22 protein-coding genes are annotated in these 16,989 nt (G+C 61.5%); 16 read left to right on the top strand and 6 right to left on the bottom strand.

From position 1 onward, the window contains the following. The first annotated feature begins 103 nt into the window (after positions 1 to 103). The 13 genes from AB4136_RS06580 to AB4136_RS06640 all read left to right on the top strand — a co-directional run bounded on the left by AB4136_RS06580 (position 104) and on the right by AB4136_RS06640 (position 8,930). A complete protein-coding gene (locus AB4136_RS06580) occupies positions 104 to 1,309 on the top strand; it encodes a hypothetical protein (protein ID WP_441930705.1) in 1,206 nt (401 codons plus the stop codon). 21 nt (positions 1,310 to 1,330) lie between these two features. Then, entirely contained in the window at positions 1,331 to 1,867 is a 537-nt protein-coding gene (locus AB4136_RS06585) for a DUF2249 domain-containing protein (RefSeq protein WP_441930707.1), read from the top strand. 70 nt (positions 1,868 to 1,937) lie between these two features. Then, entirely contained in the window at positions 1,938 to 2,588 is a 651-nt protein-coding gene (locus tag AB4136_RS06590) for a NifU N-terminal domain-containing protein (protein WP_441930709.1), read from the top strand. A 253-nt stretch (positions 2,589 to 2,841) separates the two neighbouring features. Next, entirely contained in the window at positions 2,842 to 3,267 is a 426-nt protein-coding gene (locus AB4136_RS06595) for a DUF6522 family protein (protein ID WP_441930711.1), read from the top strand. Then, entirely contained in the window at positions 3,245 to 3,919 is a 675-nt protein-coding gene (gene ytfE / locus AB4136_RS06600) for an iron-sulfur cluster repair protein YtfE (RefSeq protein ID WP_441930713.1), read from the top strand. The genes AB4136_RS06595 and ytfE overlap by 23 nt, the downstream gene beginning before the upstream one ends. Before the next feature lie 169 nt (positions 3,920 to 4,088). After that, positions 4,089 to 4,427: a carboxymuconolactone decarboxylase family protein gene (locus tag AB4136_RS06605; protein WP_441930715.1), complete on the top strand. Its 339-nt coding sequence runs from the start codon at positions 4,089 to 4,091 to the stop codon at positions 4,425 to 4,427. Between the two features lie 50 nt (positions 4,428 to 4,477). Further along, complete coding sequence (locus tag AB4136_RS06610; protein WP_441930717.1) at positions 4,478 to 4,657, top strand: hypothetical protein; 180 nt, start codon at positions 4,478 to 4,480, stop codon at positions 4,655 to 4,657. A 265-nt stretch (positions 4,658 to 4,922) separates the two neighbouring features. Then, positions 4,923 to 5,330, top strand: coding sequence for a c-type cytochrome (locus AB4136_RS06615; RefSeq protein WP_441930719.1), 408 nt, complete (start codon positions 4,923 to 4,925; stop codon positions 5,328 to 5,330). Between the two features lie 41 nt (positions 5,331 to 5,371). Beyond that, positions 5,372 to 5,593, top strand: coding sequence for a hypothetical protein (locus AB4136_RS06620; RefSeq protein ID WP_441930721.1), 222 nt, complete (start codon positions 5,372 to 5,374; stop codon positions 5,591 to 5,593). Continuing rightward, positions 5,590 to 5,961 (top strand): DUF488 domain-containing protein, encoded by a 372-nt coding sequence (locus AB4136_RS06625; protein ID WP_441930723.1) that lies wholly within the window; start codon positions 5,590 to 5,592, stop codon positions 5,959 to 5,961. Before AB4136_RS06620 ends, AB4136_RS06625 begins: the two co-directional genes overlap by 4 nt. Before the next feature lie 139 nt (positions 5,962 to 6,100). Beyond that, the gene (gene fsa, locus AB4136_RS06630; RefSeq protein WP_441930961.1) at positions 6,101 to 6,757 is read left to right on the top strand and encodes a fructose-6-phosphate aldolase; all 657 of its coding nucleotides are present in this window, start codon (positions 6,101 to 6,103) and stop codon (positions 6,755 to 6,757) included. Positions 6,758 to 7,023: 266 nt separating this feature from the next. Beyond that, entirely contained in the window at positions 7,024 to 8,559 is a 1,536-nt protein-coding gene (locus AB4136_RS06635) for an FAD-dependent oxidoreductase (protein WP_441930725.1), read from the top strand. A gap of 74 nt (positions 8,560 to 8,633) precedes the next feature. Next, a complete protein-coding gene (locus tag AB4136_RS06640) occupies positions 8,634 to 8,930 on the top strand; it encodes a hypothetical protein (RefSeq protein WP_441930727.1) in 297 nt (98 codons plus the stop codon). Between the two features lie 263 nt (positions 8,931 to 9,193). Here AB4136_RS06640 and AB4136_RS06645 read toward each other — a convergent pair whose 3' ends face one another. The 3 genes from AB4136_RS06645 to AB4136_RS06655 all read right to left on the bottom strand — a co-directional run bounded on the left by AB4136_RS06645 (position 9,194) and on the right by AB4136_RS06655 (position 12,217). Next, positions 9,194 to 9,811: a Tim44/TimA family putative adaptor protein gene (locus AB4136_RS06645; protein ID WP_441930729.1), complete on the bottom strand. Its 618-nt coding sequence runs from the start codon at positions 9,809 to 9,811 to the stop codon at positions 9,194 to 9,196. Between the two features lie 45 nt (positions 9,812 to 9,856). Continuing rightward, complete coding sequence (ctaD, locus tag AB4136_RS06650; RefSeq protein WP_441930731.1) at positions 9,857 to 11,452, bottom strand: cytochrome c oxidase subunit I; 1,596 nt, start codon at positions 11,450 to 11,452, stop codon at positions 9,857 to 9,859. Between the two features lie 102 nt (positions 11,453 to 11,554). Next, complete coding sequence (locus AB4136_RS06655; RefSeq protein ID WP_441930733.1) at positions 11,555 to 12,217, bottom strand: 5-formyltetrahydrofolate cyclo-ligase; 663 nt, start codon at positions 12,215 to 12,217, stop codon at positions 11,555 to 11,557. A 118-nt stretch (positions 12,218 to 12,335) separates the two neighbouring features. On the opposite strand from AB4136_RS06655, the gene AB4136_RS06660 reads away from it, so the two are divergent. Then, the gene (locus AB4136_RS06660; RefSeq protein ID WP_441930735.1) at positions 12,336 to 13,175 is read left to right on the top strand and encodes a LysR family transcriptional regulator; all 840 of its coding nucleotides are present in this window, start codon (positions 12,336 to 12,338) and stop codon (positions 13,173 to 13,175) included. Between the two features lie 61 nt (positions 13,176 to 13,236). Next, a complete protein-coding gene (locus tag AB4136_RS06665; RefSeq protein ID WP_441930737.1) occupies positions 13,237 to 13,782 on the top strand; it encodes a DUF488 domain-containing protein in 546 nt (181 codons plus the stop codon). 8 nt (positions 13,783 to 13,790) lie between these two features. On the opposite strand, the gene AB4136_RS06670 is transcribed toward AB4136_RS06665, so the two are convergent. From AB4136_RS06670 to AB4136_RS06680, 3 genes are all read right to left on the bottom strand, one after another. Beyond that, the gene (locus AB4136_RS06670) at positions 13,791 to 14,354 is read right to left on the bottom strand and encodes a nucleoside-diphosphate kinase (protein ID WP_441930740.1); all 564 of its coding nucleotides are present in this window, start codon (positions 14,352 to 14,354) and stop codon (positions 13,791 to 13,793) included. 161 nt (positions 14,355 to 14,515) lie between these two features. Then, the gene (rnk, locus tag AB4136_RS06675; protein WP_441930742.1) at positions 14,516 to 14,980 is read right to left on the bottom strand and encodes a nucleoside diphosphate kinase regulator; all 465 of its coding nucleotides are present in this window, start codon (positions 14,978 to 14,980) and stop codon (positions 14,516 to 14,518) included. A 610-nt stretch (positions 14,981 to 15,590) separates the two neighbouring features. Beyond that, complete coding sequence (locus AB4136_RS06680; protein WP_441930744.1) at positions 15,591 to 15,893, bottom strand: XRE family transcriptional regulator; 303 nt, start codon at positions 15,891 to 15,893, stop codon at positions 15,591 to 15,593. Between the two features lie 303 nt (positions 15,894 to 16,196). Between AB4136_RS06680 and AB4136_RS06685 the strand changes: the two genes are divergently transcribed. Continuing rightward, the gene (locus tag AB4136_RS06685) at positions 16,197 to 16,973 is read left to right on the top strand and encodes a CBS domain-containing protein (RefSeq protein ID WP_441930746.1); all 777 of its coding nucleotides are present in this window, start codon (positions 16,197 to 16,199) and stop codon (positions 16,971 to 16,973) included. Positions 16,974 to 16,989 lie beyond the last annotated feature (16 nt).

Here is a 16,989-nt window from a genome sequence, read left to right on the forward strand (position 1 = left end):
AGCGCTCCTTTTCCTTGTCGCGGCAGAAGCCCTGATGACGCTCGGGTACGGCTTCCCCCGTGCCGAACTGCAGGCGCCCGAAACACTGATCCTCGTCCATCTTGTGGCGATCGGCTGGCTCAGCCTTCTGATGTGTGGAGCGCTGTTCCAGTTCGTCCCCGTTCTCGTTGCGCAGCCACTTCACAACGACATGCTGCCGCTGCCGGCGCTCGTCTCGCTTATCGCAGGCCTCGCAGCATTGATCCTCGGTTTTCTGCAGCTTGCTGGCCGCGTCAGTCCTGCACCACCGTTCTTCGCGCTAGCCGGCGCGCTGTTGGGTTTAGGTTTCGCGCTCGTCTTGTGGAATCTGGCGCGCACGCTCTGGGCCGCGCAGACGCGATCCTTGCCGGCACTGTTCGTCATCGTCGGCCTCGCGAGCGTCGCAGCGACAGCGACATTGGGGATCATCTTCGCGCTGGTGCTCGGCGGGTTGACGGCCTATGAGCCGTTCGTCGCTCTGACCGCGACCGGCTTGCCTCTTCATGTGATCGCAGGGCTCGGCGGCTGGCTCACGTTCGCCGCCATGGGCGTCAGCTACCGGTTGCTCGCGATGTTCATGCTGGCTCCGGAACTCGAGCGCCGAAGCACGAAGACCGCGCTCTATCTCGGTTCTACGGCCCTCGCCGTTGCGGTCATAGGTGGCGTGCTGGCGATCCTTCTCCGCGGAAACCTCGCACTCGTTTTGCTGGCCGCCGGCGGCCTGGGCCTCGTGGCTCTCGCCCTCTATGGGGCCGACGTGGTTCATCTCTACAGGCGACGCAAGCGTGCGCATATCGAGCTCAACGGCCGGATGGCGGCGTTCGCGCTCGCCTCCCTTGCGGCGTCCGTCGTGCTGATATGCGCCCTGCTTGCGCTCGGGCGACTGGCGGACCACATCGGCGCCGTCGTCTTCCTGATCGCCTTCGGCTGGCTATCCGGTCTTGGACTCGCCCAACTTTACAAGATCGTCGCGTTTCTGACCTGGCTCGAGTGCTACGGCCCGGTGCTCGGCAAGGTTCGGACGCCGCGCGTCCAGGACCTCGTCGTCGAGCCGCGCGCGGTCAAGTGGTTCTGGCTTTATTTCCTCTCGGTCTGGGCTGGCACCGCGGCGCTCATCGTCGGCTATCCACCCGTGTTCCAGGCCTGCGCCGCGGCCTTGCTGATCGCGACGGCCGGAATTGTCGCGCACCTGGTGCGGACACGGCGTCTCGTCGATGTCGAAACCGCCCTGCGGCTTCCGCAGGGGGTGCGCAGACCGAGACTTCTGTTCTCGCTTTCCCATCAAACCTGACTGAAAAAAGAGGCAAGTGCCATGCAAGCGGCTTTTCTGGATCTCGACCTTCGCCCGGTCCTGCGGGCGGGCGGCGAGCCGTTTCAACAGATCATGGAGGCCGTGGCCACGCTCGCCCCCGGACAGGGGCTTCGGCTCCTTGTGACGTTCAAGCCGGTTCCGCTCTTCGGCGTGCTTGGCTCGAAGGGCTTCAGCCATGAAGAGAGGGAGCTCGAGGACGGTGACTGGGAGGTGCTGTTCCGGCCGACGCGATCCGCCTCCGCCGCGGAAACCGAGCCATTCGCCGCGCCAACTTCCGATGCTGCGACCTGGCCCGAGCCCGTGCGGCATCTCGACAATCGTGAACTCGATCCTCCGGAGCCGATGGTGCGGATCCTGGCTGCTACGGAAACCATGGAGGAGGGTGAGGTCCTCTCGGCGCTGTTGTGCCGCGAGCCGACCTTCCTCCTTCCCGAACTCGCTAAACGCGGACACGCCTGGCGCGGCGGCTTCGAGCCTGACGGCCAGAGCTACAAGATCCTGGTGCGGGTCGGCGCGACCCGGCAGGCAGCGGCATGATCGCCGTGCGCCTGCCATCTCGGGGCCTGCGGCAGCGTCCCGCCCAGCATTCCTAAGGAGCGCGCGAGCCATGTTCATTCAGACCGAGGCGACAGCGGATCCAGCTCGACTGAAATTTCTGCCGGGCTGCGAGGTCTTGGCGGAAGGCACGCTTGATCTGCGCGACAAGGCGGAGGCGGCCATCTCGCCGCTCGCCGAGCGGCTCTTCGCAATAGCGGGCGTCTCGGGCGTGTCCTTCGCGAGGGATTCGATCATCGTCACCAAGGCGAACGGCGACTGGCAGCACCTCAAGCCGGCGATCCTCGGCACGATCATGGAGCATCTCATGTCGGGCGCGCCGGTTCTGCGCCAAAGCCCTGTAGCAGGGGGGCAGCCCCGCGCATCATCGCCAACCGACGGAAAGGCCGATGCTGTCGAGCCTGTCAGGGAAGCGCTGCGCCGGGTGATCGATCCGGAGCTCGGCTGGAACATCGTCGACCTCGGCCTCGTCTATGAGGTCGCCGTGGAAGAGGGCGGCGTCGTCCACATCATCATGACCACGACAACGCCCGGTTGCCCGGCCACGAACTACCTGAAGCAAGGAGCAGGCGAGGCGGTGGGCGATGTGCCAGGGATCGAGTTCGTCGATGTGAAGCTCACGTATGAGCCGCGCTGGGTGCCGGAGATGATGAGCCCCGAAGCCAAAGCCCATTTCGGGATACGGGACGGGGAAAGATGGTGAGGCGAGGCGCAAGTGACTTGGCGGAAGCTAGCGCGACCGATTGTTCCGCGTCGGAAGGGCGACTTTCCACGATCCTCTTGGAAAGCGTTACCGCGCTTGCGGGAGCAGGCGAGGTGGAGACCGCCTGCCGACTTGCCGGACAAGCCTGCGTGGCCTTGAGAGCAAGCGATCCGACGGCTGCGCGTCGCTTCGAGGTACTGCTGCATCGGCTGACCCCGAAGCTGAGTTGGTAGGACGCGCGAAGAGGCGACCGATGAAGCTGGAGCGACAGGAGGGGATGTTCACGATCGAGGCTTCGCTGCTCAGCGAGCTTCTGGACGTACAGCCATATGACATTCAGGCCCTGATGCGCAGCAACGAAATCACCAGCCTCTGCGAGCGCGGCGAGGGGGAGCATGAAGGGCAATTCCGGCTCACATTCTTCTGCAAGGGCCGTCGCGCGCGCCTGAATGTCGACGAAGCAGGAAGGATCGTGCGCCGCTCGATCGTGGACTACGGCGAACGGCCGCTGGCCGCAGCCGATCGCTCCATGGAACGTGCCGGGCGCATCGCCGATAGCCTGGAGCTCGGAATTGCCAGCCAACAATCGTTGTCCGCGGCAAGCGGCAGCGCTTTCCTCCAGACCTCAGATTCCCACGTTACGAAGGATGACAAGAATGACTACCGAGAACCTGCTTAGAGACCGCGCCATCGGCGAAATCGCCGCGACGTTGCCCGGGGCAACCGCTGTGTTCCGCAAATTCAAGCTCGACTTCTGCTGCGGCGGCGACGCGATCTTGGCCGAAGCGGTCCGCAAGCGCGGCGTGGATGTGGCTGCCGTAGAGGAGGCGCTTGCCGCGCTCGACCCGAGCAAATCCATTCCTGCGCCGGCCGCAACCGACGCGCTGATCGACCACATTGTGAGCCGCTATCACGAGGCGCATCGGCGCGAGCTGCCCGAGCTCATTCGTCTGGCGCGGAAGGTCGAGGTTGTCCATGCCGGCCATCCGGAGGCGCCGCGGGGCCTTGCCGACGCGCTCGCGGCGATACAGGGCGAACTTGAGGAGCATATGCAGACCGAGGAGACGACGCTCTTCCCATCCATGCGGCAACGGGACGACGCCGGAAGCACGCGCCCGATCGCACAGATGCGTCACGACCATGATCGGCATGGCGAGCACCTGCGCCACCTGGAAGCGATCGCCAGGAGCTTCGTCCTGCCTGACGGCGCTTGTCGGTCCTGGGAGGCTCTCTATCTTGGGACGGCCAAGCTGGTTGACGACGTGATGGAGCACATCCACCTTGAGAACAACGTGCTGTTCCCGAGATTCGAGGCTCACAAAGCGGCCTGAGCGGATGATCTCGTTGGGAGCAAGCTGGCTCGTCTCCGGTCCGGTCTCGGATGGACTTCGTTCAGGGGCTCGAGCCTCATCACCCCTCGCTGCTACGTCATGACGGCCGGGCAGTGTCCCGGCTGGCAGGCGGCCCGCTTGAATCCATGGACTACACGGAGAAGACGTCATGAGTGAAGAGCTTTATCCCAGGCTGACAAAGGCGTTGGCGGAGAAACGACGCAGCCTCGCGCCCGAAGCCGAATCGGCTTTCCGTCAGTTTAGCCAGACTTTTTTTCAAGAAGGCGCGCTGCCACGAAAAATGAAACAGCTGATCGCCGTAGCGGTCGCACATGTCACGCAATGCCCCTACTGCATTGAGGGTCACACTAAGGCGGCGACAAGAGAAGGCGCGACGCCGGAAGAGATCATGGAAGCGATCTGGGTGGCTGCAGAGATGCGCGCAGGCGCGGCATACGCGCACGCGACCATCGCCCTGAACAAGCTTGAGAACAAGCCCACCGAGTAGGTCTAGCCTCGACGGTGATCATCTGCTGCGAGGGACGAAAATGGCGACAGATGGACAAGACCGAAACGAAAGCTGCGGCACATAGCTTTGACCACCCTGCTTCGCGCATCGAGGCTGACCAAGAACTGCTCGCCGATCGGGGTGAGCTAGCCTCCGCCCTTGTGACGAACGAAAAGTGCCCGGCCTGGTTGCTTCTCAAGGTTGCGATTCGTGCGCTCGCGGTCGTCTGAGCCACATCCAGCGGCCCGAATGAAATTCCCTGTTCTGACGATCTCGAAAAAAGTGCAGGCGAGTTCCATGTCGATACCAGAATATAGCAAAAAAATTGCGCTTAAGGCCCAATGAATTTCGTTTGCCGCATTACAAGCGCGAGCACTATGCTTCGGGAAATCCACCGAGGTTGGCTTTGGATGCTGCGTAGCGCCGATCGGAGCGGGCGCGTGTCCTCTCCATCCCTGCCCATCGTTTTGCCTGCGGTGTCACAGGAGCAAAACCATGAAATCGTCCATGCTTGGATTGGCGGCCGCGATTCTCACCGCAGCCGGCTCGGCGCATGCGCAGGACCCATCCCCTGGCGACCCAGAAGTAGGCGCCGCCGTCTTCAAGAGGTGCATGGCCTGCCACCAGGCCGGCCCTGATGCAAAGAACGGGGTGGGTCCGGTCTTGAACGGGGTCGTCGGCCGGGCGGCAGGCACGTATCCGGGCTACAGCTATTCCGCGGCGAACAAGAATTCGGGTCTGACCTGGGACGAGCCGACGCTGACGACCTATCTGCGCGCGCCGCGCAAGCTCGTGCCTGGCACGAAGATGACGTTTGCCGGCCTCAGCAAAGACCAGGATATCGCCGACGTTATCGCCTACGTGAAACAGTTCAACGCCCAGGGGCAGAAGGTCGCCCCCTGAGTCAGGAGGCTAGCTGTCCAAGCTTTTAAAAGCACAACCTTATGAAGTTCGTCCTGCATCCGGGTCTAGGCTATTCCACGGTCCATCATATCGGCGACTACCTGCGCAACCATGGCACCGGGCATCACTGGATCGAGCGATATCGCGGCGACATCTTTGTGTTCGTGCCGGATGGGGTCGACGAGGCAATCCTTAAAAACGAATTCTCTGACCTCCTTGATCCTGTCGACGACACGGTGACGGACAGGACACCACGTCGATGAGCGGGAAATTCTTCGACGACAGAATTAAGTTGAAGCGGGCATACGAGAGCCCTGTTGCCGACGATGGCACACGGGTGTTGGTTGACCGGCTTTGGCCGCGCGGGGTCAAGAAGGCCGAGGCCGCCATCGACCATTGGATGAAGGAACTCGCGCCAAGCACCGAGCTTCGGAAATGGTTCGGACACGATCCGGCCCGCTGGGAGGAATTCCGCCTGCGATACGCGGCGGAAATCCACGGGCATCGCGATGAACTCGACAGGCTGCGCGACCTCGTGCGGCAGGGCGCCGTCACGCTCGTCTACTCGGCTCATGACGAGGCCCACAACGATGCCGTCGTCCTCAGGGACGTTTTGCTGAGACATCGATAGGGACGGCGCGTCTCGCTGCCATTGCCTTCAAAGACGTAGGGTGTGCGATCGCGGTAGCGAGACCGAAGTCACCTTTCTGGAACCAAGCCAAAGAAAACCCATCAAGGCGCTGATGGACATGTTCATCGAGGAGAAAACAATGAAATTCTTTGTCGATACCGCAGACATTTCTGAAATCCGCGAGCTTGCTGCCGTCGGCATTCTCGATGGGGTTACCACAAACCCATCCCTTATCGCGAAGACCGGACGACCGATCAGGGATGTGATCAAGGAGATTTGTCAGATCGTCGGGGGCCCGGTTTCGGCGGAAGTCACGGCGACCGACTTCGATGGGATGGTCGCCGAAGGAGAGCGTCTGGCCAGGATCGCCGCCAACGTGGCCGTCAAGGTGCCTTCGACCTGGGATGGTTTCAGGGCTTGCCGGGCGCTCCGTCAGCTCGGGCACAATGTCAACGTCACGCTGTGCTTTTCGGCCAACCAGGCGCTCCTCGCGGCCAAGGCGGGCGCGACCTTCATTTCGCCGCTCATCGGCAGGCTCGATGACCTCGGCCTGGACGGCATGGAAGTGATCAGGGAAATCCGCACGATCTACGACAACGACAAATCCTTCACGACGGAGATCCTTGCGTCTTCAATTCGCGGTCCGCTCCATGTCAAACAGGCAGCGATCGCCGGCGCCGATATCGCCACAGTGCCGCCAGCTGTGCTCAAAAACCTCGCCAAGCACCCACTTACCGACAAGGGGCTCGAATCCTTTCTCAGCGACTGGGGCAAGACGGGGCAAACGATCCTATGACCCGCCAGCGTTGAGATCGCTGAGCCAACACAAAAATTGCACGTAATTGCCGATTAAATTCGTTTGCGTGACACCGGAAATGGCAGGAAACTCGCGCCTGAGCGTTGCTCAACCTCGCGACAGTGACCAGGCGGCGCGCCTGGCGCGAGCGGCGCGACGAGGGCAAATCCAGCCAGGCACGATGCGATCCGAGGCTGCGCGGTGGAAGATTTGCCGCTTCTCGGCCGTACGAGCGATTTGACACAGGATCGCCAAGGGAGAAGAACGTGGCTGAAGGCCCTACCAAGCTAGCCGGACCGGATCTGGTCCAAGGCATCGCGCTGTCCGACCTTTCCGATGGCGGAAAGCTTGTGGGCCATTGCGGCGGCGAGCAGGTGCTGCTCGTGCGCCGGGGGAGCGAGGTCTTCGCCACAGGAGCAACGTGCACGCACTACGGCGGTCCGCTCGTCGAGGGTCTTGTAGTGGGAAATACCGTCCGGTGTCCGTGGCATCACGCCTGCTTCGATTTGCGGACAGGCGAGGCATTGCACGCCCCTGCCTTCAACCCACTCGCCTGTTGGTCTGTGGAACAGCGCGACGATCGGATATTCGTGCGCGAAAAGCGCGAACGGAGGGCGCCGGAGCCGCGCCGCGGAAGCTCGGGCCGAATTCCTGGCAAGATCGTCATCGTCGGCGGCGGCGCGGCTGGCTTTGCGGCCGCCGAGACACTGCGGCGCAAGCAATATCAGGGCAGCATCGTCATGGTCAGCGATGACCAAGAGCTGCCCGTCGACCGACCGAACCTCTCCAAGGACTACCTCGCTGGAAAGGCTCCGGAGGATTGGGTTCCGCTCCGCGGGGAGAAGTTCTATTCGAAAAACGGCATCGACCTACATCTCAATACGAAGGCTGACCGCATCGACCTGCATTCCCGTGAGGTCGTCCTCGCGGGTGGCGGCAGGATTCCTTACGACAGTCTGTTGCTTGCCACGGGGGCCGAACCGGTTCGCCTTGCCATCCCCGGTGCTGAGCAATCTCGTGTCCACACGCTGCGCTCGATCGCGGACTGCAAAGCGATCATCGAGCGGGCCGCGAACGCGCGGCGCTGCGTCGTGCTCGGCGCCAGTTTCATCGGCTTGGAGGTTGCGGCGGCCCTGCGCTCGCGCGGCATCGACGTCCATGTCGTGGCGCCAGACAAACGGCCAATGGAGCGTGTCCTGGGTCGGCAGATGGGCGATTTCATCCGCACCCTCCATGAGGAGAATGGTGTCGTATTCCATCTCCAGGATACTGCGGCCAGCCTCGACGGCAGCAAGCTGAAGCTCAACAGTGGCGGGACGTTGGCGGCGGATTTCGTCGTGGCCGGGGTCGGCGTGCGACCGCGGATCGGGCTCGCCGAAAAGGCCGGGCTTAGCGTCGATCGCGGTGTGGTGGTGAACTCATTTCTGGAAACGAGTGCGCCTGGCATATTCGCGGCGGGCGACATTGCCCGGTGGCCCGATCCCCACAGTGGCGAGAACATCCGGGTCGAGCATTGGGTGGTTGCAGAGAGACAGGGGCGAACTGCGGCGCTCAACATGCTCGGCCATCGCGAGAGATTCACCGCCGTGCCGTTCTTCTGGAGCCAGCACTACGATGTCCCCATCAACTATGTCGGCCATGCCGAACAATGGGATGACATCGCGGTTGATGGAGACATCGCAGCCAAGGATTGCCTGCTCCGCTTCAAACGGGGAGGGCGCACGCTGGCTGTCGCTTCGATCTTCCGCGATATCGAAAGTCTGGAGGCCGAGGTCGCGATGGAGCGGCAAATGGCAACCTAGAAGGCGCACGTGGGTAACCGGGAGTACAACCGGGATGAACGGGTGTTTTATCGTGACAGAAAGGAGTTCGACCTATGTCCATACTGCTGCAGGAATTTAATGCAGTCGCCGGTTTGCCCGCCACTGCGCCCGCTCAGCACTGTTCAAGGATCGTCGAGTTCGCCGAGGAGATTGCCAAGGAAGAGTCCGGCGAAATGCCAACCTCGGTTGAAATCTTCGCAGACAGCGGCCGCTGGTACTGCCTGGTGCGTCGCGGCAATAAAAAGACGCGGCCGATGGGTCCCTATACCAAACAACAGGCCCAGCGGATTCAGGAAGTCCGGAGAGTGTTGATCGCCAAAAGAGGTACCGCTCGGATCATGTTCGAGTAGGGTGGCACCGTTACGATCACGCCCGGCCGGAGCGCTTCTCTGATCGTTCTTCATAATATAAGATTTTGGAGCGTTGCGGGGCAGCTTCCGGCATTGCCGCGGTCACGTGTCCTTGCAGGATGCCTGCTGACGTTTGGAGGTACTTCGCGCCGGGTTATAGGGGCCATGTTGACGCGGCGGCGGTCTTCTATGGGGCGCGACTCTGGCCGACCCGATCCGATTGAGATAGCCGCCCGCCTACCGTGATCGGAAGATCGCAAGCGCTATTCGCCTTCCGTGGCTATCAGCATCCAATTCCGCTTCGTCGACTGACTTTCACACGCGAACGTCCAATAGTCGATCACCTGAACGATCTGCCGGGGATCGCCTGCGACGACCGCATCGTCGGCGGACCGTGTGACGCTGACAACGTCGGAAACGTACCGGACGACGATCTCAGCGGTGCCGTCCTCCTCGAGGGCATCGACGATCTTTGCCTGACGCGTACCGATGAAGGTGAGCTGCAGCGTCTCCTCCCGATCGCGGCGGCCGGAGACTTCTCGCTCAAGCGCATCAAGCACTTCAGGCCCGACGAGGCGTTTCAACGTCGGCATGTCCTCGTCCACATAGGCCCGCAGGATAGCTTCATAGGCGCTCTTGGCACCGAATAGGAATGCGGGGAGGTCGAAGTCCGGATCGATCTCTCGAAGTGCGTCCAGGGGCGTGTCTACAGAGGACGCAAGCTCAATGCTGCCGTTCCGCCGCGTCGACGCATCGTTCCGCTTGGCCATCTCCTCGATCCAGCGCGACAGAAGCTGGGTCCAACTGCCTAGCATTGCCCACCAAAAGGCGAAGATCGCAACAAGCAAGATTTGGCTGGTCGGGTCTATGGTCTCGTTCATGACATTCACCAGACAGCTTGCCGAAGCATCCAGTGATCCGGTCGTTCAACGGATGCGGGGCAGTTGGTCCCACTGATGGAATGGCGGCGGCGAGGGCAGCTGCCATTCGAGGGTGGTCGCTCCTGCGCCCCACGGGTTGGCGCTGGCCGTGCGCTTGCGGCTGAAAGCTTCGGCAACGGCCACGAAGAAGATGATCAGCCCCACGGTCGAGATGTAGGATCCGATCGACGCGACGAAATTCCAGCCGGCGAAAGCGTCGGGGTAGTCGGCGGTGCGGCGCGGCATGCCGGCCATGCCGAGGAAGTGCTGCGGGAAGAAGACGAGATTGACGCCTATGAACATCGTCCAGAAATGCAGTTTTCCCAGCGTCTCGCTGTACATGTAGCCTGTCATCTTCGGGAACCAGTAGTACCAGCCAGCGAAGATGGCGAAGACCGCGCCCAAGGACAGCACGTAGTGGAAGTGGGCGATCACGAAATAGGTGTCGTGCAGGGAGCGGTCGATCCCGGGACTGGCGACCATGATCCCGGTGACGCCGCCGATGGTGAAAAGGAGGACGAAGCCGACGGCAAACAGCATCGGTGTCTTGAACTCGATCGACCCGCCCCACATCGTGGCGAGCCAGGAAAACACCTTCACGCCAGTCGGAACGGCGATCACCATCGAGGCGAAGGCGAAGTAGCGCTGGCTGTCGACCGAGATGCCGGTCGTATACATATGATGCGCCCAGACGATGAAGCCGATCATGCCGATCGCCACCATCGCATAGGCCATGCCGATATAGCCGAAGATAGGCTTCTTGGCGAAGGTCGAGATGACGTGGCTGATGATGCCGAAGCCGGGCAGGATCATGATGTAGACCTCAGGATGGCCGAAGAACCAGAACAGGTGCTGAAAGAGGATCGGGTCGCCGCCGCCGTCAGGCACGAAGAAGGTCGTGCCGAAATTGCGGTCCGTGAGCAGCATCGTGATCGCGCCGGCCAGCACCGGCAGCGACATCAGCAGCATGAAGGCGGTCACCAGCATCGCCCAGGCAAAGAGCGGCATCTTGTGCATCGTCATTCCCGGCGCGCGCATGTTGAAGATGGTGGTGATGAAGTTGATCGCGCCAAGGATCGATGACGCTCCCGCAAGGTGGATCGAAAGAATGACGAGGTCGACCGCGGGGCCTGGCTGGCCGGAGGTCGAAAGTGGCGGGTAGAGCGTCCAGCCGCCGCCGTGGCCAAGCGTGCCTGGCGCTCCCGGCATGAACATCGAGGTGATGAAGAGGATAAACGCGGCTACCAGCAGCCAGAACGAGATGTTGTTCATGCGCGGGAACGCCATATCGGGCGCGCCGATCATGATCGGCACCATCCAGTTGCCGAAGCCGCCGATCAGCGCCGGCATCAGCACGAAGAAGATCATGACCAGGCCGTGGGAACTGACGACGACATTGTAGGTCATCGGGTCGCTGAATATCTGCAGCCCGGGCTCCTGGAGCTCCATCCGGATCAGCACCGAAAGCGCGGTGCCGAAGATCCCAGTCATGATCGAGAACAGCAGATAGAGTGTCCCGATATCCTTGTGGTTGGTCGAGAACAGCCACCTGACGAGAAACCGGGGCTTGTGGTCATCGAACGTTGTTGCTGGATTCGACATGGTGCTCTCCTGCCTTTCATTCAGGCATGCAGGACGGTTGCCGGGACGGGCGACATTCAGCCGTCGGCGCGATCGGGGAACCAGGCGCTGTCTGCTTCGTGTTCAGTCGTCCGTGACGATTGCGTCCATAGGAATGTCGTGAGGCTGCGGATAGATCGTTCGGAGCCTGCTTCCTGCGTAACCCACGCCGACGACCAGCGGCCGCCGGTGCATCGCGGCGAGTGTCCTGTCAAAGAAGCCGCCGCCATATCCCAAGCGGTAGTTCGCTTCGTCGAAGCCGACCACCGGCGCGATCACGACGTCCGGCAGAACCGAGGGGCCGCGTGAGGGAACCAGGATATTCCAGACGCCACGCTCAAGCGGGTCGCCCGGCCTCCAGACGCGAAACTCCAGCGGCCAGCCTTTTCTGATGACGACGGGAAGCGCGATCCTGCCACCGCGCTCGATGATCTTAATTGCCCAGTTGCGAAGGTCGGGTTCGCCGCGGAACGGCCAATACCCGCTTACGATGCGCCCGCTGACCTTGCCGATGGCGAGATCGAGACGCGAAGCGATGCGGGCGGACCTTTCCTTCCTCTCGTCGGCGTCGATGGCGAGGCGCTCCTCGATCAGCCTCTGCCGTTCAGCCTTGCGCCAGCGCAGGACGCAGCTCCAGGAATCTCCCGGCTCCGATTGTCCGCCATATTCGGATGAAAGTTCGTGCGCGAAGCAGGGCGGAGATGCGTATTCCCGGATTTCAGGATCGATGTGTGTCTTCACGGCCATCGCCATCTCCGTATATTGGCCCCATGCGTTGATGGGAACGTGCTCCGCACGAAACGGGAAGGCAAACGGAATTAAATGCTGTATAAGTGCAAAATTATTGCACGCAAACGAGGGGCCGATGGATATCGATCGCGCGCGGACATTCCTTGAAATCGTCCATTCAGGCAGTTTCCTCAGGGCTGCCGACCGTCTCCATGTAACCCAGACCACCGTTAGCGCTCGCATCCGCACGCTGGAGGAGGAGCTCGGCCGTCAGCTCTTCATCAGGAACCGCAATGGCGCGCAATTGACGCCGTCCGGTCGAGAGTTCGAGCGCTTTGCCCAGTCTTTCGTTCAGATCTGGGAACGCGCTCGCCACCAACTCGCCATCCCGTCGGGACGGACAAGCGTCGTTGCCTTGGGCGGCGAGCTCAGCCTGTGGAATCCGCTGCTGCTCGACTGGCTGGTATGGATGAAGAAAGCCAAGCCCGAAATCGCCATCCATGCTCAGGTCGGCGTGCCCGACCAGCTTCTCGAACAGCTCAGGACCGGGGTCCTGGATATCGCGGTGCTCTATGCGCCGAAGCTGTTGCCAGGTTTCAAGGTGGAGTTGCTAGTCGAAGAGCAACTTGTTCTCGTGAGGGCCAAGAGCGAAGACCCGGCTGGTGCGAAAGACTATGTCTATGTGGATTGGGGACCGCTGTTCGCGGCGCAGCACGACGCAAGTTCGACCGCGTTCGGAGAGCCTGGATTGCTGGTTGGCCTAGGGCCGTTGGGTCTCAGCTATATTCTGCGGGCGGGCGGCATGGGCTATTTCCGCCGGGGCGCTGCGGCTCCTCATATCGAGGCGGGGCAGCTGGAGGTCGTGGAGGGCGCGCCGGAATTCACCTATCCGGCCTATGCGGTCTATCCGGAAGCAAGCGAGGCGCGAACCGACGTGCATGAGGCGCTACGCGGCCTGAAGCAAGTTGTGAAATGATCGTTCCCCCAGGCGAAAGCCAAAGGTTAGGCCAGGATGATCGTCACGGGATTGACCGGACATGCCTTATCCGTTCTACACCATCGGTCACTCAACCCGGTCGATTGCCGAATTCGTTGCCCTGCTGCGAGTTGGAGACATCACCCTGGTGGTCGACATAAGGACCATCAGGCGATCGCGAGCGAACCCGCAGTTCAACAGCGAGGTGCTTCCGGAAAGCCTGGCAACGTTCGGGGTCGGATATGAATGCATCGCCGAGCTTGGCGGGCTGCGTGGCAAGGCGCACGGCATTCCAGCTACGCTCAATGCATTCTGGATAAACCAGAGCTTTCACAACTACGCCGACTACGCGCTCTCGGCGGAATTCCATCGCGGTTTGGACCGACTCGTGTCGCTCGGCAGGGAGCGGCGGTGTGCAGTCATGTGTTCGGAAGCGCTCTGGTGGCGCTGTCACAGGAGAATCGTGGCTGACTATCTGATCAGCCACGGAGAAGCCGTTTTTCATCTAACGGGCCACGACAATGTCGAGCCGGCGAAACTCACCGACGGCGCGAGGGAGAGGGTCGACGGAACGCTTGTCTACCCGCCTTCACTGCCTACGGGATAGTCGAGTTCTCAGGCGGCCGACGGACCCGGGTCGTCGAACCCGGTGTCGAAGGCCGCCGCAACCTTGTTCTGAGCTTGGCCGTGGGGTTCATCGGAACGGTGGACGACGCGCAGATCCGGTCCGCCCAGCCGATACGAGTCCGGCGCAGCAGTTCCCGCCAGCTTCAGCCGCTCGCGCCTTGCCGCTTCTGGTTGATAAACCACTTCGTGCACGGTCAGCGTTTCAAGGCCGCCGTCGGCTGCCGGAATGGAGATGGACTGACCCTCGGCCAGACCGAGCAACGCCAGGCCGCGCAGATTGGTGATAGGCAAAAGCATCCCGATCAAACCGCGCATGTGGTCATGGGAGACGATGCGGGTTTCGGCAGGGCCGTCGTTCACGCGATAAGCCACGCGGCTGCTGAGTGTCACGACGTTTGCCGGAATGTCTTCCCGAAACATTACAACCGCGCTCGAAATCTTCAGTTGAAGAATATTCGAGAAGGTTTCGTCCTGGATTGGATGGCGCTCCCGTATCACCTCAAGGATTGTGTAGTCCTTGGTGGTCAGTTGGCAGCTATCGATAGTGGGCATGACACGCCTCCAGCCGGCCCGTCCAGGGGGATCCGGCATCAAGCAGTTGATCGGATGGTGGAAGCTACCCCTGCGCCGGACCAGGATAGGCCGGCCCAGGGGTCAGACTCCCGCGATCAGGCTGCCTGCATGATTGAGGAGCCGGAAGGAGATGCCCATGTCTAGAGGCTCGCAACGATCGCGGGAGACGCAGGTGCGAGGCGGTCGGCACTATCGCCTTCCGGGGCTGGATGGCTCACACCAAGCACCAACAGTTCGTGCCGACGCCCGTCTCGGGCGGTCCACATGATCGACTGTCCAGCCGAGAGGCCGATCAAAGCCGTGCCGATCGGCGTCAGGATTGAAACCTTGCCCTCAGAGATATCGGCATCGCCCGGATAGACCAGCGTGACTGTTTTCCGATCGCCTGTGTCGGGCTTGAACGTCACGGTCGAGCCCATCCGGACAGTGGCGGCGGAGACCCAGCCATCGGCGACGACGCGCGCACGCTCGATTTCGGCAAGCAGTTCATCGGACGCATCCGGGTTTCGTGCGGCCATAGTGCTCGCGAGCGCCGATAAACGCGCATAGTCCGACTGCGAAATACGGATATTGGGCTTACGGCGGGTTTTCGTGTTTTGTTGCATTTTGAATTCTCATAATTTTAGCGAGCCAGCAGCCATGAGGTGGCGGAAATTGGCCAATTCGGGGAGATTTTTTGCTTGAAGCGGCGACACCTGGGGGCATGCCACCCGCGGATCATCCCATGTCGATAAAAGTCATGCCCCTCGGCTCGGGGCACATGGCGGCCGAGCCGGGGGTTACGATCCCGCGATGGGGCAAACCCGGAAAAGAGAATCAAAAAGAATTCTAGCGGCGGCGTTCATAGGACCATAGTTGGGGAAGCAATCCAGGAAGTCAAGGCAGCTGCCCCGGGGGCGCCAGTCTTGAGCTATTTTGGGCGAACGCCGAGCAACGTATTTATCACCAGTTCTCTTCCAGTCCTGTTTATCCCGGTCCCACTCGGCCTTTCTTCCGCCAATCCGAGGAAGACAAGCCGTTCGGCCATGGTTTTTGATAGTGAAGGGTAAGGCCCGCGGTTCATCCGCTTGAGAGCCGTTCGTTCCTCATTGGTGAGATCGTCCCATGTAACCGTCATGAGATTGACTTCCGTTGTTTGCGCTGTCTGGCCGAGTCGGTTCCAGTCTACCCGCGAAGGTTTTGACCACGAATCGATCGATCCTCGATGCCTTGGGCCTACGGGACGGCATCTATGCCAACGATGCCGCCTTCATTTTCCAGCACGCCGATCCGCTTGACTTCCGAGCGATTGAGTTTCAGGCGGACGCCGATACCGCCGCCGTTCTCGGCGATGAAAACAGCGCCGGCGTTTTCGAGCGTGGTTTGCAGCGTGTCGCAGACATCCTGGCTGGGAAGGGTGATCCGACGCTCGAATTCTTCGATGACCGAGGCATCCACGTCGGAATTGCTGGCGAGCTTTTCACGAGTCCATTCGACCAGCGCGCGAGCGGCGCGGCATTGGGCACCAGTGATACTCATAGACATCTCCCTCCAGACCGTTCATTCATGATCGAAATCACCGCCTGCTGAGGCGAGACGCTCCGGACGCAGCGGCTGCATCCATCAAAAAATGCATACTGATTCCGAAAAGGAAAGGGCTGCGTCACTCGTTCGGAAGCGAGATTTCGATGCAAGATATTTGCGCCAGTACGGCAATAAATTTCGTTTGCCTCGCATGCAAAGAGAGCTGAATCTCCAATTGCGAATTGGCAGCATTGATATCGTCGCCGAGCCCGGGTGTTGGGGTGTCAGCCCCTGGGAAAGGCGCGGCGAGGCCGGCAGATGATGGACAGGTCCAAACGCGATAACCACAAGATGCTTCCGTGGCCAGGCATTCGGCCGCTCGACAGAGCGCGGGCGCTGATCGCATTGGATATCATGACGTCACCGGTCGTCGGGGTAGGCCCGGACAGCACATTGGACGAAGTGTGCGACCTCCTTGTCACGCGCGATTTGAGCGCGGTTGCGGTGATCGACCAGGGTGTGCTGCTCGGCATCGTAAGCGAGGAGGACCTGATCCACAGGGCGGAAATCGGGACAGCCACACGGCGGCGTTCCTGGTGGTTTCAGCTCTTCGGCAACAACAACGCGCTCGCGTCGGACTATCTAAAGTCGCACTCCGTCCATGTGACGGACGTCATGACCAGAAAAGTGGTCACCGTTTCGTTGAGCACCCCGATCGACGAAATCGCGGCACTGCTGGAGGTCAATCGCACCCGGCGCGTCTTCGTCGTCAATGGCGAACGCGTCGTGGGGATCGTCGCCCGGGCGGACCTGGTGCGCGCACTGATTTGCGCCAGGGAGAGCCTGCCTCGCCCGGTCTCATTCCATGATGATGCCAGTATCAGGCGGGAAATTATTGGTGCCCTGCGCTCCGAGGCATGGCCGTCGATCGGAGAAGCCGATGTGGTTGTGACCAACGGGGTGGTCGCCTTCTGGGGCGGTTACCTGTCGGAACAGGAACGCAAGGCATCGCTCGTTCTGGCCGAGAACACTGCCGGCGTTCGGGCGGTCGACGATCACCGCGTTCCGCTCGACATCGCCTATACGATGGTTTGAAGGCGCGACGGGACAC

It is taken from the genome of Mesorhizobium sp. 2RAF21 (genome assembly GCF_052115345.1).
Taxonomy (GTDB): Bacteria; Pseudomonadota; Alphaproteobacteria; order Rhizobiales; family Rhizobiaceae; genus Mesorhizobium; species Mesorhizobium terrae.

Excerpts from the sequence above, each read along its gene's own strand:
- AB4136_RS06590 (WP_441930709.1), top strand. The coding sequence starts at position 1,938 with ATGTTCATTCAGACCGAGGCGACAGCGGATCCAGCTCGACTGAAATTT.
- AB4136_RS06670 (WP_441930740.1), bottom strand. The coding sequence starts at position 14,354 with ATGCCCACTATCGATAGCTGCCAACTGACCACCAAGGACTACACAATC.
- AB4136_RS06645 (WP_441930729.1), bottom strand. The coding sequence starts at position 9,811 with ATGAACGAGACCATAGACCCGACCAGCCAAATCTTGCTTGTTGCGATC.
- AB4136_RS06585 (WP_441930707.1), top strand. The coding sequence starts at position 1,331 with ATGCAAGCGGCTTTTCTGGATCTCGACCTTCGCCCGGTCCTGCGGGCG.
- AB4136_RS06640 (WP_441930727.1), top strand. The coding sequence starts at position 8,634 with ATGTCCATACTGCTGCAGGAATTTAATGCAGTCGCCGGTTTGCCCGCC.
- rnk (WP_441930742.1), bottom strand. The coding sequence starts at position 14,980 with ATGCAACAAAACACGAAAACCCGCCGTAAGCCCAATATCCGTATTTCG.
- AB4136_RS06595 (WP_441930711.1), top strand. The coding sequence starts at position 2,842 with ATGAAGCTGGAGCGACAGGAGGGGATGTTCACGATCGAGGCTTCGCTG.
- ytfE (WP_441930713.1), top strand. The coding sequence starts at position 3,245 with ATGACTACCGAGAACCTGCTTAGAGACCGCGCCATCGGCGAAATCGCC.
- ctaD (WP_441930731.1), bottom strand. The coding sequence starts at position 11,452 with ATGTCGAATCCAGCAACAACGTTCGATGACCACAAGCCCCGGTTTCTC.
- AB4136_RS06615 (WP_441930719.1), top strand. The coding sequence starts at position 4,923 with ATGAAATCGTCCATGCTTGGATTGGCGGCCGCGATTCTCACCGCAGCC.
- AB4136_RS06605 (WP_441930715.1), top strand. The coding sequence starts at position 4,089 with ATGAGTGAAGAGCTTTATCCCAGGCTGACAAAGGCGTTGGCGGAGAAA.
- AB4136_RS06655 (WP_441930733.1), bottom strand. The coding sequence starts at position 12,217 with ATGGCCGTGAAGACACACATCGATCCTGAAATCCGGGAATACGCATCT.
- AB4136_RS06685 (WP_441930746.1), top strand. The coding sequence starts at position 16,197 with ATGATGGACAGGTCCAAACGCGATAACCACAAGATGCTTCCGTGGCCA.
- AB4136_RS06680 (WP_441930744.1), bottom strand. The coding sequence starts at position 15,893 with ATGAGTATCACTGGTGCCCAATGCCGCGCCGCTCGCGCGCTGGTCGAA.
- AB4136_RS06660 (WP_441930735.1), top strand. The coding sequence starts at position 12,336 with ATGGATATCGATCGCGCGCGGACATTCCTTGAAATCGTCCATTCAGGC.
- fsa (WP_441930961.1), top strand. The coding sequence starts at position 6,101 with ATGAAATTCTTTGTCGATACCGCAGACATTTCTGAAATCCGCGAGCTT.
- AB4136_RS06665 (WP_441930737.1), top strand. The coding sequence starts at position 13,237 with ATGCCTTATCCGTTCTACACCATCGGTCACTCAACCCGGTCGATTGCC.
- AB4136_RS06610 (WP_441930717.1), top strand. The coding sequence starts at position 4,478 with ATGGACAAGACCGAAACGAAAGCTGCGGCACATAGCTTTGACCACCCT.
- AB4136_RS06620 (WP_441930721.1), top strand. The coding sequence starts at position 5,372 with ATGAAGTTCGTCCTGCATCCGGGTCTAGGCTATTCCACGGTCCATCAT.
- AB4136_RS06625 (WP_441930723.1), top strand. The coding sequence starts at position 5,590 with ATGAGCGGGAAATTCTTCGACGACAGAATTAAGTTGAAGCGGGCATAC.